Below are 16,548 nucleotides of genomic sequence, written 5' to 3'. Positions count from 1 at the left end.
CAGACATGTCTGGCCCACCTCGCATGTCTCAAACAACACCCCATGCGCCCGTCGAAGCTTTCACCAGCCATTTTGTCAAGGACTCACGGTCAAAGCGACAGAGACACCTGAGCTTGGTGACAAGTCGTGAATCTACCCCCCGGCTACGGACTGGGCGGCTCGCCAGAGTGTGCGATAAGGCGGTCGTGGGCGAGTTCCACCAACGCGGCACCGCTAAGAAAGTCGACTATGGCCTCAAGATGCTTCTGAAACAACGCCCGCAGTTCGCGGTTCGTGATGTTTCCTGTCGTCACGATGAGCAACGCGCGTGGCTTGCGCGCGAGCAGATGGCTCTCTCGGAAGTCTCGGTCCTTGGTGACAAGTACCCGCTCGTCGTCATCAGCGACGCGGGCAACTTCCGCGTCCTTGGTGCTGTTGCCCGCCGGTAGCGCCGACACGTGGATGGCATCGTAGCCCGATCCCTGTAAGAGTTGTGCGAGCGTTGGGGGAGCTGAGCATCAATGAGAAACCTCATGCGGTGCCCATCGGGTCACGCCGCATCGAATGGCAGAACCTTGTGATGACCAGTAGCCAGCGCTCCAAACTCCAACGCGGCAAGCAGATCTTCCCGTTCGAGATCGGAGTAGTCTGCCAGAACGTCTTCGATGGTCATGCCGGAGGCGAGAAGGTCAAGCAGGTCGGTGACCGGGTACCGTAGCCCCCGAACCACCGGTTTCCCGTGGCAGATAGCCGGGTCGGAGGTAATCCGGTCGAGGCGCGACATACAACCAGCGTATCGGTTCGGCTGGAACGCACATAGGAGCGTCGCTGGTTCGTGCACGCAGTAACTCCGTCGGCCCGCCCCACTCTTCAGAATCGACCATTGGTCCCACTTAAGTGGGTGACCTCAGATGTCCTCAACAACGCCCCATGTGCGCACCAGTGGTTCTACCAGCAGCTTTATTGACGACTTTGGACCGCAACAGCACAGACATTTAACCTTGGTGCGGTGCTTGTTTCGCATGTGTGGCACGAACTGCGTTCCCGGCCAGACGGCGCGGTGCCGGTGCACCAGGGGTGCCCGAAGGGCGAAATCAGATCAGCGTCAGGTTGTGCGTGTCGGCGTGCCGGACAGCGTCGAGGGGTATGGACTGGTCCAGAGTCGCGAACCGGCCGCCATTGGCGGTCGCCAGGGCCAGTAGATAAGCGTCGGTCACCTGACGGTGCCCGTGCAACCGTGAGCGGTCGATGAGCTCGTCATCGAGCAGGCTGACCGAACATGGCCAGTACTCGTGATGTTCGGTCGACGCGGCCCGCGCCAATGTGGCGATGGCCCGTGAAGGAGGAACGGGGCTGGGATATCGCGGCTGGCTGATGATTCGAACGAAGCCGTTTTGCGTGAGTGCACATGAGGCCCAGCCATGGACGATCTCGGCGTCGATCCATCGGCGAACACGATGGTGATCGACATGATCGCTGTCGAGCAATGCGATCAGGACATTGACATCCAGCAGGGCGCGCGTCACACGGCTTCCTCGTCACGCAGCCGGTCGACAAGGGCATTGGACACCGCCGGCCCCCGGTGCCCGAAGGGCTCGAAGCCGTGGAAGCTTTCCGTTCCCGTGCCAGGATCGGAGTTTTGTTGTTGCGTCAGCGCCTGCCGGGCAAGATCGGACAAAACCTCGCCTGCCGTGCGATTCTCGCGGCGCGCGCGTTCCTTGACCGCGAGCAGCACGTCATCATCGAGTGACAGTGTGGTGCGCATGCATCTGATGCTAGTGCATCAGTTCAGGGAGGACGGTCGACTGGCTGGATATCTCATCCTCGATCACGGCCACCCACGGGCGTTGTCCTTGAGCGTGTCGTTGAGGTCGACGCAGAAGTCGGCGGAGGTGCCGGCGAGCAGGATGTAGTAGGTCTCGACCTTGCGCAGGTCGCCGTTGGTCGGGGTCTCCCAACTGCCGTTGCACATCGTGTGTTCCCCGCCCGCGCTGGCCCGGCGCCAGTTGGTCATGACGCACTGCTTGAACGCCGCGACGCTGGCGTCGTTCAAGCCGTTCGAGCCGCCGCTCGAGCCGTTCGAGACGTTGCTCTTGGCGGCGACCAGCATTGCGCCGCCCCACGTGCCGTCGGCGCGTCGGTAGGCCCGCGCACCGAACCCGGCGTTGTCCTTCTGGCACGACAGCGCCCGGTGCAGCAGGCTGAACGGGGCCGCCAGCTCCTGGTCGGTGACCGAGGCGGCGGCGCTGATGAAATTGGCGGCATCCGTGCCGTCGCCCTGCTGGATGTCCGGCTTGGCCAGGTCGATCAGTTGCTTCGCGATCCCGGCGCTGGCGCCGCCGCCGATGATCGGCCCGCCGCCGGAGGTCAGCGGGGGCAGCGTGGCGGTGGGATCGGCATGCGCCGCGCCCGGGCCGGCGACAGCGATCAGTATCGACGCGGCGAGAACGGCAACGGTCCGAGAGCTCATCACGCCCACGATTGTGCCTCCCCGACGAGCAGCGCGTTGAGCACGTGGCGGGTTTGCAGCCGGATGTATTCGTCGACGGTGTAGATCGGGCCGAAGTGCCAGTGCTTGAGCGCCCAGCCGTGGGCGATCAGCACGATGTCGAACACCGCGAGGTCGACGTCGACGTCGTGGAACACGCCGGCGGCGATCCCGCTCTCGATGGACGCGCGCAGCGGTGCCGCGCTGGCGATCTCGAGCTCCTTGATCTGCGCGCGCCCGGCGGGCCCCAGGGTTCGGCTCTCCCGGTAGGTCAGCACCACCCCGTCGAGGTTCTCGTCGACGATCTCGACATAGCGGCGGATGCCGGCGGTCAACTGGTCGACGACGTCGTCGCCGGCGGCGGACATCACCGGCGCCAACTGGTCGCGGAACACGTCCAGAATCCGCACGATCGTGGCCAGCAGCAGGTCTTCCTTGCCGCCGAAGTACCTGTAGATCAGGCCCACGCTGACTTTGGCCTCGCGGGCCAGGTCCTGCATGGACATCTGGTGAAAACCGCTGCGGCCCATGACCGTGACCGCGGCGTCGAGCAGCTGGCGGCGACGCGAGCTGGCCCGCGCCGCGCGCACCGCTTCCCCGGCGGGAAGCTCGCTGTAGTCGACCGCCATGAGACGCCTTCAGATACCCAAGTCCTTGGCGATGATCGTCTTCATGATCTCGTTGGTGCCGCCGTAGATGGTCTGGATGCGGGCGTCGACGAACGCGCGCGACACCGCGTACTCGCGCATGTAGCCGTATCCGCCGTGCAACTGCAGGCAACGGTCGGCGGTGCGCACCTGCAAATCGCTGGTCCACCATTTGAGCTTCGCGGCCCGCGCGGCGGTCAGCGTGCCGTCGAGGTGCTCGGCCAGGCAGTCGTCGAGAAATGTTCGGGCGATGTCGATTTCTGTGGCCAGTTCGGCGAGCACGAACTGGCTGTGCTGGAAGCTGGAGATCGGTGAGCCGAACGCCGTGCGGTCACGGACATAGTCCAGTGTCTGGGCCAACACGCCCTCAGCGGCTGCGACGGCGCCTACCCCCAGAGCGAGCCGCTCCTGCGGCAGATTGCCCACCAGTTGGTAGAAACCCGCGCCCTCCGCGCCCAGCAGGTTGGCGGCGGGTACGCGCATGTCGGTGAACGTCAGTTCGCTGGTGTCCTGGGCGTGCAGGCCGATCTTCTCCAGGTTGCGGCCGCGGCAGAAGCCCGGTGTGTCGGCGTCGGCCACCAGCAGCGACAGGCCCTTGTGCCGATCCGGGGAGGTGCGCACAGCGATGACGAACAGGTCGCCGCACTGGCCGTTGGAGATGAACGTCTTGGCGCCATTGACGACGTAGCAGTCCCCGTCACGGGTCGCCGACGTCCGGATGCCGGCCAGGTCGCTGCCGGCGCCGGGTTCGGTCATCGCGATCCCGAGCACGGTTTCCCCGGTCACCACCCCGGGCAGCCAGCGCTGCTGCTGCTCGGATGTGGTGAGGTCGGTGAGATAGGGCAGCACGATGTCGTTCTGCAGCGAGATGGCGATCGACTCGGCGGCCGCCCCGGCCCGCTGCAGCTCGTCGATGACGATCGCGTTGTAGCGGAAGTCGTCAACGCCCGCGCCGCCGAACTGCTCCGGTACGGAAAACCCGAGCAGCCCAAGCTTTCCGGCCTCGCTGAACAGCGACCGGCCCCATTGGCCGTCGCGCTCCCAGCGCTCGTGGTTGGGGACGACGGTCTTTCGCACGAAATCGCTTACCAGCGCGCGGAACTGGTGGTGCTCGGGGGTGTATTCCAGGGCTGCCATGTGGGTCCTCGGAGTCAGCGGAAGGCGTCGGTGCCGGTGAAGGCCTGGCCGAGCACGAGCTGGTGCATCTCGGCCGTGCCCTCGTAGGTAAGCACCGATTCGAGGTTGACCATGTGCCTGATCACCGGGTACTCAAGCGATATTCCGTTGCCTCCCAAGATGGTTCGCGCGGTGCGGCAGATCTTGATCGCCTCGCGGGTGTTGTTGAGCTTGCCGAAGCTGACCTGCTCGGGGCGCAGGCCGACGCTGTCCTTCAGCCGTCCCAGGTGCAGCGAGAGCAGCTGCCCCTTGTGCAGCTCGAGCGCCATGTCGGCGAGCTTGGCCTGGGTCAGCTGGAACCCGGCGATCGGGCGGCCGAACTGGGTGCGCTGGGTGGCGTAGTCCAGGGCGGACTGCCACGCCGAGCGTGCCGCACCCATCGATCCCCAGATGATCCCGTAGCGCGCCTCCGACAGGCACGACAGCGGACCGCGCAGTCCCTTGATCCCGGGCAGCATCGCGTCGGCGGGCAGCCGGACGTCGTCGAGTACCAACTCGCTGGTGATCGAGGCCCGCAGCGACAACTTGTGGTGGATGGTGTTGGCGGCGAACCCTGGGGCGTCGGTGGGGACCAGAAAGCCCCGGATCCCGTCGTCGGTGGCGGCCCACACGACCGCGACGTCGGCGACCGAGCCGTTGGTGATCCACATCTTGCGCCCATTCAGCACCCAATCCGAGCCATCCTGGCGAGCACGGGTTTTCATGGCGCCCGGGTCGGACCCGGCGTCGGGCTCGGTCAACCCGAAGCAGCCGAGCAGCTCGCCGGCGGCCATGCCAGGCAGCCACTGTTGCTTGTGCTCCTCTGAGCCGAACTTCCAGATCGCGAACATCGCCAGCGAGCCCTGCACCGACACCATCGACCGGATGCCGGAGTCGGCGGCCTCCAGCTCGGTGCAGGCCAGGCCGTAGTGCACGGCCGAGGCGCCGCCGCACCCGTAGCCGTGCAGGTGCATCCCGAGCAGGCCAAGCGCGCCGAACTGCTTGGCCAGCTCCCGCACGACGGGCAGGTCCCCGGCCTCGAACCAGTCGGCGACGTACGGGGTGACGTGCTCGGCGCAGAACTTCCTGACGGTGTCGCGCACGGCGATCTCGTCGCTGGACAACGACGCGTCCAAGGCCAGCGGGTCGTCGCGGTCGAAGGGGGGCGGTGTCTGAATGCTCATGCGGCTCAGCCTGCCACTAGCCGGCCATCGTCAGTCCACCGCTCACGCTGATCACCTGTCCGGTGATGAACGACGCCGCCTCGGAGGCGAAGAACAGCACCGGAGCGGCGACCTCGTCGGGCCGGGCCAGGCGGCGGAACGGGATCGCTTTGACCAGGGCCTCTTTGAGTTTGTCGGGTTGCGCGTGGAACAGCGGGGTGTCGGTGGGGCCGGGGCACACGCAGTTCACCGTGACCTGGTGGCGGGCCATCTCTCGGGCCAACGACTTGGTCAGCGCGATCACCCCGCCCTTGGCGCCGGAGTAGATCGACTCGCCCGCGCTGCCGACGCGGCCGGCGTCACTGGCGACGTTGACCACCCGCCCGCCGGAACCCGTCTCGATCATGCCCGGTAAGAACGCCGAGCACACGTGCACCGGTCCGAGGTAATTGATCGCCACTACCTTGGCTGCGAATTCTGGTGTGGCATTGAGGAATTGGTCGGTTCGGTCCCATCCGGCGGCGTTGACGACGATGCTGGGCACGCCTGCTTCGCGATGGGTGCGGTCGCGCAGGATGTCTACGCGGGCGGGATCGGCGACATCGACCGGCAGCGCGATGATCAGATCGGGGTGCTGCTCGGCGGTCGCCGCCGCGGCCGCCTCGTCGAGGTCGGCAGCGACGACGCGGTTGCCGCGGGCGGCCAAGGCCAGTGCGATCGCCCTGCCGATGCCCGACCCGGCGCCGGTCACCACCGCGATCCCGCTCTGTGAATAGCTGTTCATTTCCGACGAATCTAGGTTCACCGCGGCAACGCGGTCAAGGGTGACGGCCCGGCCGGGTAGTCTCGCTGCATGCGGCGGCTGGCTTACCTGGTCGTAGACGTCGTCGGTGTGCTGGTGTTCTGCGCCCTCGGGCGCCGCAGCCACGACGAGGGCATCACCGTGACAGGCGTGGCCACCACGGCGTGGCCTTTCCTCACCGGCACTGTCGTGGGGTGGGTGGCGTCGCGCGGCTGGCGGCGACCCACGGCGGTGATGCCCACCGGGGTCGTCGTGTGGTTGTCGACCGTCGTGGTAGGCATGGTGTTGCGCAAGGTCACGTCGGCCGGCGTTGCCGCGAGCTTCGTGGTGGTCGCCGCCTCGGTCACCGCGGTGCTGTTGTTGGGCTGGCGGGCCGCGGTGAGGCTGGCCCGGCCGCGCGACGCGGATCGCTGACCGACGGCGCTGCGGGGACGCCGGTGTGCAGAGTTGCAGGGCCGGCGATTCTGGCGCCGGGTGGCGATGCCAACCGCCGCAGGGGCTCGACTCCTTGAGCAATAACCCCGTGACCATTGCTTAAGTAAGTTAATAGTCAATTAACTTACCGATTACCCCGATGCTTGAACTTTCACGGGCGTAGCGTCGTGACCATTTGGTGATCAAAGCGTTGTGGGGAGGAGTGTGGGCACGTGAGTCCTATCCGGTCTAATGGGCAGCCGGCCACGAGTGTCTTGGCCGCCGTGGACGACACGCGCGTGCTGTCACCGGCGCCTCCTGCGGGCCTGTCGGCCGGGCAGCCCTGTTCGTGGCCGCCTGCCGCCGGACACGCCGAGTGGCGGTCAGGCTTGCGCTCGGCGGTGCTCGATGTGGTCGGCGAGTTCGTGAAGGTGCACACCGCCGACCTCGTGGTCGCGGGCCTTGACGAGGTAGGCGAGATCCTGGCCGAGTTCGTGTCCGGCGGCAAATGCCTGCGGTCCACGTTCATGTATCTGGGCTGGCTGTGCGGCGCCCCGCCCAGTGGCGCGGCCCTGAAGGCGGCAGCGAGCCTTGAGTTGTTGCACGCGTTCGCGCTCCTCCAAGACGACGTCATGGACGATTCGGACGAGCGGCGAGGCCGTCCGGCAGTGCACCTGCGACTCGAGCGGTGGCATCGCGAACGCGGACTGTCCGGTTCGCGTCGATTCGGCGAGTCGGCGGCCATCCTGCTGGGTGACCTCTGCTTGATCTGGGCAGCGCAGATGCTGCGCGAAAGCGGCATCGAATCACGCCGTCTGCAGGGGGCGTGGCCGCGCTATGACGCCATGCGCACCGAGTTGGCTGTCGGCCAATTCGCCGACTTGGTGATCGATGTCCGCCAACTGCCCTCGCTGGAAGCCGTGCTGGACGTGGCTCGCCGCAAGTCCGGCAACTACACGGTGCGCCGCCCCCTGGAAATCGGGGCGGCAATGGCAGGCTGCGGCGATTCGCTGCTGGCGCAACTGGGCCGCTACGGCGCCGCCGTCGGCGAGGCTTTCCAGCTGCGCGACGACGTGCTCGGGGTGTTCGGCGCGCCGGCCGAAACGGGCAAACCCAACAGCGGAGACCTGCTCGAACGCAAGGCGACCAGCGTGGTGGTCAGCGCCTACGAGCTCGCGGATGCACCGACCAGACGAGAGCTCGTCGCACTGATGCACACCGAAGAGCTCGACGAGTCCGCACTCGACCGCTGGAGAACGCTGATCATTGCAACCGGTGCCTTGGAGAGAATCGAGGACATGGTCGCGTGCAGGCTCGCATCCGCGCGAAAATATCTGGCGGACATGCCCATCAGCGATCCGGTTCGTGACGCATTGTCCGACCTCGCGGGCGCGTGCGGGGTGCGTTCGCAATGACGACCACGATGCCCAGACCGGTGACGCAACGCGCGACCGGGCGTCACCGCCGCAGGCGCGACCCGTTCACGGCACTTGCCCGCATGGCGCTGGCCTCTCCGCGACGCGTCATCGCGGCCGCGGTCATCCTCGTGGCCGCCGCTGCAGTCTTCGGCCTGCCGGCGGCGAGCAGCCTGTCCGGTGGCGGGATGGTCGACCCGGCATCCGAATCCGCCCGTGCCGCAGCGCTGCTCGCCCAGAAGTTCCACCGGGGCGAGTTGGAGATGACGATCCTGGTGAGTTCGGACGGCGGTGTCACAGACGGCCCCGCGCGGTCGGTGGGCACCGACATCGTGAGCCAGCTCGCCAAATCGCCGTTTGTCACGCAGGTCGCGTCGCCCTGGGATGCGCCGACGCCGCCGCCGGGGACGGTCAGTGGGGATGGAAAGTCCGCGCTGGTCGTGGCCTGGCTCAACGGCGACGAGAACAGCGCACCCCGGCATGCCCAAGCGCTGGCCGACCGGCTGGCGCACGACCGCGGCGGGGTGACGGTCCGTGCCGGCGGCCCCGCCGTGCTCTACGCGCAGATCACGCAGCGAACCGAAAATGACTTGCTGCGAATGGAATCCATCGCGATACCGGCAAGCTTCATCGCGCTGGTATGGGTCTTCGGTGGTCTGTTGGCGGCGGCGGTGCCCATGACCGTGGCAGGGTTTGCGATCGTGGGCTCGCTCGCGGTGTTGCGAGCGCTGGCACTGGTCACCAACGTGTCGATCTTCGCTCTCAACGTGGCGGCCGCGTTGGGGATGGCACTGGCAATCGACTACACCTTGCTGATCATCAGCCGTTATCGCGACGAACTGGCCGACGGTCGTGGACGCGACGTCGCGCTGGTCCGCAGCATGGCGACAGCGGGTCGCACGGTGCTGTTCTCGGCGATGACCGTGGCCCTGGCCCTGGTGCCGATGGTGCTGTTCCCGGTGTACTTCCTGAAGTCGTTCGCCTACGCCGGCATCGCGGTGGTGGCCTTGTCCGCCTTGGCGGCGGTGGTGGTGGCGCCGGCGGTGATCGTCGTGCTGGGGGATCGAATCGACTCACTCAACGTCCGGCACTTCCTGCGTCGGTTGTCCCGCCGCCCCGAGCCTTCGCCGCGGCCGATCACCCAAGACTTCTGGTACCGCACGGCCAGATTCGCCATCCGGCGTGCCGTTCCGGTCGGCGGGGCGATCATGATTCTCCTGCTCGTGCTGGTGGTGCCGTTTTTGCATGTCAAATGGGGAAATCCCGACGAGCGGGTGCTGCCGGCATCGGCGTCGGCACGATCGGTGAGTGAGGCGGTCCGCAGCAAATTCGGGGCGGATTCGGCAACGGGAGTCACGGTCGTCATACCCGTGATCACGGAGCCGGCGAAGCCAGAGCTCGACACCTATGCCGCACAGCTGTCACGGGTGACCGACGTTGCGGCGGTGTCGTCCCCGACCGGCACGTTCGTCGCCGGTGCGCGCAAGGGCCCGCCCTCGGGGCCGGCCGGGCTGGTCGACGGCAGCGCATTCCTGACGGTGAGCACCACCGCACCGCTGTACTCGCGCGATTCGGAAAATCAGTTGGACCGCTTGCATTCGGTCGTGCCCCCGGGTCGCCTGCCGGTGCTGATGACCGGAAACGCGCAGACCAACCGGGACTCTGTCACTGCGATCACATCACGGCTGCCGATGGTGTTCGGTTTCATCGCCGTGGTCACCCTGGTGTTGCTTTTCATGCTGACCGGCAGCGTGGTGCTGTCGATCAAAGCGGTTCTGCTCAATATTCTTTCGCTCACCGCGGCTTTCGGCGCGCTGGTATGGATTTTCCAGGACGGCCACCTCGGGGCATTGGGCACCACACCGAGCGGCACGCTGGTGGCCACCATTCCGGCGATGATGTTCTGTATCGCATTCGGGTTGTCCATGGACTACGAGGTCTTCTTGATCTCGCGCATCCGCGAATACTGGCTGGGCTCTTCCCGAACACGAGCCGCCAACGACGAGAGCGTCGCGTTGGGCGTCGCGCACACCGGTCGCGTCATCACCGCGGCAGCGCTGTTGATGTCGATCTCGTTCGCCGCGCTGATGACCGCCGACGTGGCATTCATGAGGATGTTCGGCGCGGGGCTGACGCTTGCGGTTCTGGTTGACGCGACGTTGGTGCGGATGCTGCTGGTGCCGGCCTTCATGCATCTGTTCGGTGGCCTGAACTGGTGGGCGCCCGGACCGCTGCTGCGGTTGCGCCAGCGTTTCGTCGCCGACTGCGCCGACTGCGCGGGCTCGTCGGCCCCTGCGCACCCTCCGGTGCCAATCGGCGGTGCAATGGCATGCTTCGGACGGCGGGGGCGGCTGTGGGGGGACTGACTACGGGCTCTCCAGCGCCAGTGCCTGCCGGGCAGCCTCGCGGATCGGGCCGCGCCACACGTCGCCGTGGCCGGGCAACAGCACGTCGGTGTCCAGCAACGCCAGTGCCTTCAGGCTGCGCAGGCAGTCCTGCTGTCGGTGGCTGAACATCGCCGGCAGCAGCTGTGGCCCGCGATGGCGAAGCAGCGGGTGGCCGGTGATCAGGGCGTCACCGCTGGCCAGGACGCCGTCGACGAGGTAGGAACAGTGGCCGCCGGTATGCCCGTGGGTGGGAATGGCGATCGGCTGGCCGGGCAGCGTGGCGGCCGTCTCGGCGGTCAACGGCCGCGCCGACGGGATGCCGTCGCGGATCAGGCCCCCGCTGCGCGCCACGTGCAGCCCCCAGGCCGCCCACCGTGGCCGCCAGATACGCAGGGCCACATCGAAAACCGAAGCCTGTTCCAGATATTCGCGCTTGGCGTGGCCCACTTCGTCGGGGTGGCAGTACACCGGGGTCCGGTGTTCGTTGGCGAACCAGATCGCCGAGCCCAGGTGGTCGATGTGCGCGTGCGTCAGCAGGATGGCGCGCACGTCGCCGGCGTGGTAGCCGAGCTGGCGCAGCGAGGCCAGCACGCCCGCCCGATCACCGGGGTAGCCGGCGTCGATCATCATGACTCCGGTGCCGTCGGCGACCAGCGTCCAGTTGACGGCCTCGCCTCGGGCGAGGTGCACGGTGTCGGTGACCTGAACAAGAGTCGGCACCCGTCCCATGCCCGAGAGTGTAAATCTGATACGTGGCGACCCGCTGCGCCCGGCTCGGCGCCGTCGCGCACCCCACGAGGAGTACAAAGAACAGGTGGCTGAACTGAAACTCGGATACAAGGCGTCCGCCGAACAATTCGCACCGCGCGAGCTGGTCGAACTGGCCGTCGCCGCCGAAGACCACGGCATGGACAGCGCCAGCGTCAGTGACCACTTCCAGCCGTGGCGGCATGAGGGCGGGCACGCCCCGTTCTCCCTGGCGTGGATGACCGCCGTCGGCGAGCGCACCAGGCGGATCACGCTGGGGACCTCGGTGCTCACCCCGACCTTCCGCTACAACCCCGCCGTCATCGCGCAGGCATTCGCCACCATGGCCTGCCTGTACCCGGGCCGCGTCTTTCTCGGCGTGGGCACCGGGGAGGCGCTCAACGAGATCGCCACCGGGTACTCCGGCGAGTGGCCGGAGTTCAAGGAGCGCTTCGCCCGGTTGCGCGAATCGGTCCGGCTGATGCGCGAGCTGTGGCGAGGCGACCGCGTCGACTTCGACGGCGACTACTACCGGCTCAAGGGCGCCTCCATCTACGACGTGCCCGAGGGCGGGGTGCCGATCTACGTCGCCGCGGGCGGCCCGGCCGTGGCCAAGTACGCCGGACGTGCCGGCGACGGCTTCATCTGCACCTCCGGCAAGGGTGAGGAGCTGTACCAGGACAAGCTGATGCCCGCGGTGGCCGAGGGCGCGGCGGCCGCCGGTCGCGACGTCGACGACATCGACAAGATGATCGAGATCAAGATCTCCTACGACCCCGATCCGGAGCTGGCGCTGGAGAACACCCGGTTCTGGGCGCCGCTGTCGCTGACCGCCGAGCAGAAGCACAGCATCGACGACCCGATCGAGATGGAGAAGGCCGCCGACGCGCTGCCCATCGAGCAGGTCGCCAAACGCTGGATCGTCGCGTCCGACCCCGACGAGGCCGTCGAGAAGGTCAAGGACTACGTCGGCTGGGGCCTGAACCACCTGGTATTTCACGCACCCGGCCACGACCAGCGGCGTTTCCTGGAGCTGTTCGAGAAGGACCTGGCGCCCCGGCTGCGCCGGCTGGCCTGAAAGGCGCCCAGGTGGCTCCTGCCCATCCCGGCGCCGCCGGGACTTCGGCGATCTATGTCGCGGCGCCCGAGCCGGAGACCGGCAAGTCGACGATCGCGCTCGGGCTGCTGCACCGGCTGAGCGCCAACGTCGCCAAAGTCGGCGTGTTCCGGCCGATCACGCGTCTGAACGAGGACCGCGACTACATCCTGGAACTGCTGCTGGGGCACGCCACCGCCGGCCTGCCCTACGAGCGGTGCGTCGGGGTGACCTACCCGCAGTGGCACGCCGACAGCGACGCCGCGATCGTCGACATCGTCGACGCATACCACGCGATGGCCGATTCCTGCGACGTCGTCGTCATCGTCGGCAGCGACTACACCGACGTGGCCCGCCCCGCAGAGCTCTCGGTCAACGCGCGCATCGCGGTCAACCTCGGCGCCCCGGTGCTGCTGACGGTCAGCGGCAGAGAACGCACCCCCGACGACGTCGCGCGCGTCGTCGAGGTCAGCGTGGCCGAGTTGTCCGCCCAGCGCGCCCACACCGCGGCAGTGGTGGCCAACCGGTGCCGGCCGGGCCAGCTCGCCGCGGTCGCCGCCGCGCTGGCGCCGTCAGGCCTGAGTGCCTATGTGCTGCCCGAGGAACCCCTGCTCTCGGCGCCGACCGTGGCAGAACTGGAGCGGGCCGTGGCCGGGACGCCGGTCAGCGGCGAGGAGCCGCTGCGGGAACGGGAGGTCACCGGTGTGCTGGCCGCCGGGATGACCGCCGACCATGTTCTGGAACGCCTGCGCGACGGCATGGCGGTGATCACCCCCGGCGACCGCTCCGACGTGGTGCTTGCCGTCGCCAGCGCGCATGCGGCCGAGGGCTTCCCGGCGTTGTCGTGCATCGTGCTCAACGGCGGCTTCGAGCTGCACCCGTCGATCGCGGCCTTGGTCGCCGGGCTGCGGTTGAGGCTGCCCATCATCGCGACCGGGCTGGACACCTACGACGCCGCGAGTGCGGCGGCCTCGGCGCGGGGCCGGGTCACGGTGACCTCGCAGCGCAAGATCGACACCGCGCTGGAGCTGATGGACCGCTACGTCGACACCTCGGATCTGCTTGCCCAGCTTGCGATCCCGTTCCCGAGCGTGACCACGCCGCAGATGTTCATCCACCGGTTGACATCACTGGCGCGGGGGGATCGCAAGCACATCGTCCTGCCCGAGGGTGACGACGACCGGATCCTCAAGTCGGCGGGACGCGTGCTGCAGCGCGGCGTCGCCGACCTGACCATTCTGGGCGAGGAGGCGCGGATCCGCCTGCGTTCGGCCGAACTCGGTGTCGACCTCGGCAGGGCCGACGTGATCGACCCGCGCACCAGCGAATTGCGTGAGCGGTTCGCCGGCCAGTACGCCCGGTTGCGTGCGGCCAAGGGGGTCACCGTCGAGTACGCTCGCGAGATCATGCTTGATGCAACATATTTCGGCACCATGCTGGTGTTCAACGGCATGGTCGACGGAATGGTGTCCGGCGCCGCGCACACCACGGCGCACACCGTTCGCCCGGCGCTGGAGGTCATCAAGACCGTTCCGGACGTCTCGGTGGTGTCCAGCGTCTTCTTCATGTGCCTGCCCGACCGGGTGCTCGCCTACGGCGACTGTGCGATCGTCCCCGACCCGACGCCCGAGCAACTCGCCGACATCGCGATCAGTTCGGCGCGCACCGCCGCCCGGTTCGGTATCGAGCCGCGGGTGGCGATGCTGTCGTACTCCACAGGCGACTCCGGCGTCGGTGTCGATGTCGAAAAGGTCAGGGCAGCAACGCAGTTGGTACGTCACCGCGAACCCGGTCTGCCGGTCGAGGGCCCCATTCAGTACGACGCCGCGGTGGAGCCCTCAGTGGCCGCCACGAAGCTGCGCGACTCACCGGTGGCCGGCCGTGCGACGGTGCTGATCTTTCCCGACCTCAACACCGGCAACAACACCTACAAGGCGGTGCAGCGTAGCGCGGGCGCGATTGCGATCGGCCCGGTGCTGCAAGGGTTGCGCAAACCGGTCAACGATCTGTCCCGCGGCGCGCTGATCGAAGACATCGTGAACACCGTCGCCATCACCGCGATCCAGGCGCAGGGTGTCCATGACCGGTAACCACCTGGTGCTGGTGATCAATTCCGGCTCGTCGTCACTGAAGTACCGGCTGCTCGAACCCGATTCGGGTTTTGCCCGCGTATCGGGCCAGGTGGATCGGATCGGGGAGCCGTCCTCGGGCATTCCCGACCACGACGCGGCCCTGCGCCGGGTGTTCGAGACGCTGGCCTCCGACGGCATCGACCTGGACGGGTGCGGGCTGTCGGCCGTCGGGCACCGGGTCGTGCACGGGGGCGCGACCTTCTACCGGCCCACGGTCCTCGACGACGCCGTGATCGCGCGGCTGGAGGAGCTCTCGCCCCTTGCGCCGCTGCACAACCCACCCGCGATCCGGGGAATCGAGGTGGCCCGCCGGCTGCTGCCCGACGTGCCGCACGTCGCGGTGTTCGACACGGCGTTTTTCCACGAACTGCCCGCGGCCGCGGCCACCTACGCGATCGACCGCGAGCTGGCCCGGACATGGGCGATCCGCCGCTACGGGTTCCACGGCACATCGCATCACTTCGTCAGCAGGCGCGCCGCGGATTTCCTGAGCCGACCGGTTGACGAGCTGAATCAGATTGTGCTGCATCTGGGTAACGGCGCGTCGGCGTCGGCGATCGCGCGGGGACGGCCCGTGGACACCTCGATGGGGCTGACCCCACTGGAGGGCCTGGTGATGGGTACGCGCAGCGGCGACCTCGACCCCGGTGTCTTCGGCTACCTGTCGCGCGCCGCGCACATGAGCGTCGAGGAGATCGAGTCGATGCTCAACCACCGGTCCGGGATGCTGGGCATGGCCGGTGAGCGCGACTTCCGCCGGCTTGCGCAGATGATCGAATCCGGGGACGGCGCAGCCCGATTAGCCTACGACGTGTTCATCCACCGGTTGCGCAAGTACGTTGGCGCCTACTTGGCGGTGCTGGGGCACACCGACGCGGTCACCTTCACCGCCGGCATCGGCGAGAACGACGCCGCGGTGCGCCGCGACGTGCTGGCCGGTATGCGCGAACTGGGCCTGGTGATCGACGACGCGCGCAATTTCGCCGCGGGGGACGGCCCGCGCCGGGTCTCGGCCGACGACTCGCCGATTGACGTGCTGGTGGTTCCGACGGACGAGGAGCTGGCCATCGCGCACGACTGCGTGCGGGCATTGTCGTGCTGAGCGAGCCTGTGCACAGCGGTACTCGGGCCGACCCGTGAGCGTGCGATCGTTCGCGGCATGCGGGATGCGGCAGAACCTTTCGTCGGCAGCGTGGCATTGGCGTCCGGGAGGCTGAGCAGGCACCAGCTACGGACGCGCCACCGAGCGGTCTTCCCGAACGTCTACCTGCCCGACGACGGCCCACCCTCCCTCTGGCAGCGCATCGCCGCGGCATGGCTGTGGTCGAAACGGTCGGCGACCGTCGCCGGCGCGGCGGCGGCCGCGCTGCACGGCACCGAGTGGATTCCCGACGACGTCCCCGTCGAGCTGGTCGGGGCCGGCAACCGTCCGCCCCGGGGCATAGTGACCCGCCGCTACGCGCTGCGCGACGGCGAGACGCAGACCATCGACGGGTTGCCGGCCACCACACCGCAGCGGACGGCCTTCGACATCGGCCGGCGCGGCGCCCTCCGTTCGGCGGTCGTCCGGCTGGACGCGCTCGCGCGCGCAACGGGTGTCAAGGCCGACGACGTGCTGCGCATCGCCGAAAGCCATCCCCGGTCACCCGGACTGCGGCAGCTGGAGACCGCGTTGGGCCTCGTCGACGCGGGTGCGCAGTCGCCGCGGGAGAGCTACCTGCGGCTGCTGCTGATCGACGCCGGCCTACCCCGGCCGCAGACCCAGATCCCGGTGCCCGACGTGGACGGCACCGTATTCGCCTATCTCGACCTCGGGTGGGAGGAGCAGCTGGTCGCCGTCGAGTACGACGGCGACCAGCATCGGACGGATCGACGCCAATACGTCAGGGACATCCGCCGGATCGAGATGCTCGAGCGGATGGGCTGGATCGTGGTCAGGGTGGTCGCCGAGGACCGCCCCGCCGGCATCGTCGGCCGCGTCCGCGCGGCGTTGGCCGCATCGAGTGTGAACTCACGACTTTCAGTGTGAACACGGGGCGGGCCGCGTCGGCGTGTCGCCGCCCAGGATTCACACTCGAGGCAAAGAGGGAGGCAAGCAGCTGGGAAGAGGGAGGCAAGCAGCT

17 protein-coding genes are annotated in these 16,548 nt (G+C 67.8%); 7 read left to right on the top strand and 10 right to left on the bottom strand.

From position 1 onward, the window contains the following. Positions 1 to 143 precede the first annotated feature (143 nt). The 9 genes from AC2VOK_RS05780 to AC2VOK_RS05740 all read right to left on the bottom strand — a co-directional run bounded on the left by AC2VOK_RS05780 (position 144) and on the right by AC2VOK_RS05740 (position 6,216). Positions 144 to 437 carry a DUF5615 family PIN-like protein gene (locus AC2VOK_RS05780; RefSeq protein ID WP_428899624.1) on the bottom strand — a complete coding sequence of 98 codons (294 nt, stop codon included), beginning with the start codon at positions 435 to 437 and terminating at the stop codon, positions 144 to 146. Between the two features lie 92 nt (positions 438 to 529). Beyond that, the gene (locus tag AC2VOK_RS05775) at positions 530 to 763 is read right to left on the bottom strand and encodes a DUF433 domain-containing protein (RefSeq protein WP_428899623.1); all 234 of its coding nucleotides are present in this window, start codon (positions 761 to 763) and stop codon (positions 530 to 532) included. Positions 764 to 1,073: 310 nt separating this feature from the next. Then, the gene (locus tag AC2VOK_RS05770) at positions 1,074 to 1,505 is read right to left on the bottom strand and encodes a TA system VapC family ribonuclease toxin (RefSeq protein WP_428899622.1); all 432 of its coding nucleotides are present in this window, start codon (positions 1,503 to 1,505) and stop codon (positions 1,074 to 1,076) included. Next, positions 1,502 to 1,744 (bottom strand): ribbon-helix-helix domain-containing protein, encoded by a 243-nt coding sequence (locus tag AC2VOK_RS05765; RefSeq protein ID WP_428899621.1) that lies wholly within the window; start codon positions 1,742 to 1,744, stop codon positions 1,502 to 1,504. Before AC2VOK_RS05765 ends, AC2VOK_RS05770 begins: the two co-directional genes overlap by 4 nt. Before the next feature lie 63 nt (positions 1,745 to 1,807). After that, a complete protein-coding gene (locus AC2VOK_RS05760; RefSeq protein WP_428899620.1) occupies positions 1,808 to 2,449 on the bottom strand; it encodes a hypothetical protein in 642 nt (213 codons plus the stop codon). Then, positions 2,449 to 3,096, bottom strand: coding sequence for a TetR/AcrR family transcriptional regulator (locus AC2VOK_RS05755; protein WP_428899619.1), 648 nt, complete (start codon positions 3,094 to 3,096; stop codon positions 2,449 to 2,451). The genes AC2VOK_RS05760 and AC2VOK_RS05755 overlap by 1 nt, the downstream gene beginning before the upstream one ends. Positions 3,097 to 3,105: 9 nt before the next feature. Beyond that, positions 3,106 to 4,251 carry an acyl-CoA dehydrogenase family protein gene (locus AC2VOK_RS05750; RefSeq protein ID WP_428899618.1) on the bottom strand — a complete coding sequence of 382 codons (1,146 nt, stop codon included), beginning with the start codon at positions 4,249 to 4,251 and terminating at the stop codon, positions 3,106 to 3,108. Positions 4,252 to 4,265: 14 nt separating this feature from the next. Further along, a complete protein-coding gene (locus AC2VOK_RS05745; RefSeq protein WP_428899617.1) occupies positions 4,266 to 5,453 on the bottom strand; it encodes an acyl-CoA dehydrogenase family protein in 1,188 nt (395 codons plus the stop codon). 16 nt (positions 5,454 to 5,469) lie between these two features. Then, positions 5,470 to 6,216, bottom strand: a complete 747-nt coding sequence (locus AC2VOK_RS05740) for an SDR family NAD(P)-dependent oxidoreductase (protein WP_428899616.1) — start codon at positions 6,214 to 6,216, stop codon at positions 5,470 to 5,472. Positions 6,217 to 6,285: 69 nt separating this feature from the next. Between AC2VOK_RS05740 and AC2VOK_RS05735 the strand changes: the two genes are divergently transcribed. From AC2VOK_RS05735 to AC2VOK_RS05725, 3 genes are all read left to right on the top strand, one after another. Further along, on the top strand, positions 6,286 to 6,648 hold the full coding sequence (locus tag AC2VOK_RS05735) for a DUF3054 domain-containing protein (RefSeq protein WP_428899615.1): 363 nt from the start codon (positions 6,286 to 6,288) through the stop codon (positions 6,646 to 6,648). Between the two features lie 284 nt (positions 6,649 to 6,932). Beyond that, positions 6,933 to 8,063: a polyprenyl synthetase family protein gene (locus AC2VOK_RS05730; protein WP_428899614.1), complete on the top strand. Its 1,131-nt coding sequence runs from the start codon at positions 6,933 to 6,935 to the stop codon at positions 8,061 to 8,063. A gap of 83 nt (positions 8,064 to 8,146) precedes the next feature. Then, positions 8,147 to 10,429 carry an MMPL family transporter gene (locus tag AC2VOK_RS05725; RefSeq protein WP_428899626.1) on the top strand — a complete coding sequence of 761 codons (2,283 nt, stop codon included), beginning with the start codon at positions 8,147 to 8,149 and terminating at the stop codon, positions 10,427 to 10,429. Here the strand turns inward: AC2VOK_RS05725 and AC2VOK_RS05720 are convergent, their stop codons facing one another. Continuing rightward, complete coding sequence (locus AC2VOK_RS05720; protein ID WP_428899625.1) at positions 10,430 to 11,170, bottom strand: MBL fold metallo-hydrolase; 741 nt, start codon at positions 11,168 to 11,170, stop codon at positions 10,430 to 10,432. It abuts the gene before it with no gap. Positions 11,171 to 11,264: 94 nt separating this feature from the next. Here AC2VOK_RS05720 and fgd point away from each other — a divergent pair, with 94 nt between their 5' ends. Genes fgd through AC2VOK_RS05700 form a run of 4 tightly spaced genes read left to right on the top strand, consistent with a single transcriptional unit; the run spans position 11,265 to position 16,454 of the window. Continuing rightward, positions 11,265 to 12,275 (top strand): glucose-6-phosphate dehydrogenase (coenzyme-F420), encoded by a 1,011-nt coding sequence (gene fgd / locus AC2VOK_RS05715; protein ID WP_428899613.1) that lies wholly within the window; start codon positions 11,265 to 11,267, stop codon positions 12,273 to 12,275. Between the two features lie 11 nt (positions 12,276 to 12,286). Beyond that, complete coding sequence (gene pta / locus AC2VOK_RS05710; RefSeq protein ID WP_428899612.1) at positions 12,287 to 14,383, top strand: phosphate acetyltransferase; 2,097 nt, start codon at positions 12,287 to 12,289, stop codon at positions 14,381 to 14,383. Continuing rightward, positions 14,373 to 15,527, top strand: coding sequence for an acetate kinase (locus AC2VOK_RS05705; protein WP_428899611.1), 1,155 nt, complete (start codon positions 14,373 to 14,375; stop codon positions 15,525 to 15,527). The genes pta and AC2VOK_RS05705 overlap by 11 nt, the downstream gene beginning before the upstream one ends. Before the next feature lie 57 nt (positions 15,528 to 15,584). Then, a complete protein-coding gene (locus tag AC2VOK_RS05700; protein ID WP_428899610.1) occupies positions 15,585 to 16,454 on the top strand; it encodes an endonuclease domain-containing protein in 870 nt (289 codons plus the stop codon). Positions 16,455 to 16,548: the final 94 nt, after the last annotated feature.

This window comes from Mycobacterium sp. TH-M116 (assembly GCF_057473685.1).
This window is presented reverse-complemented; position numbering and strand designations above follow the sequence as displayed.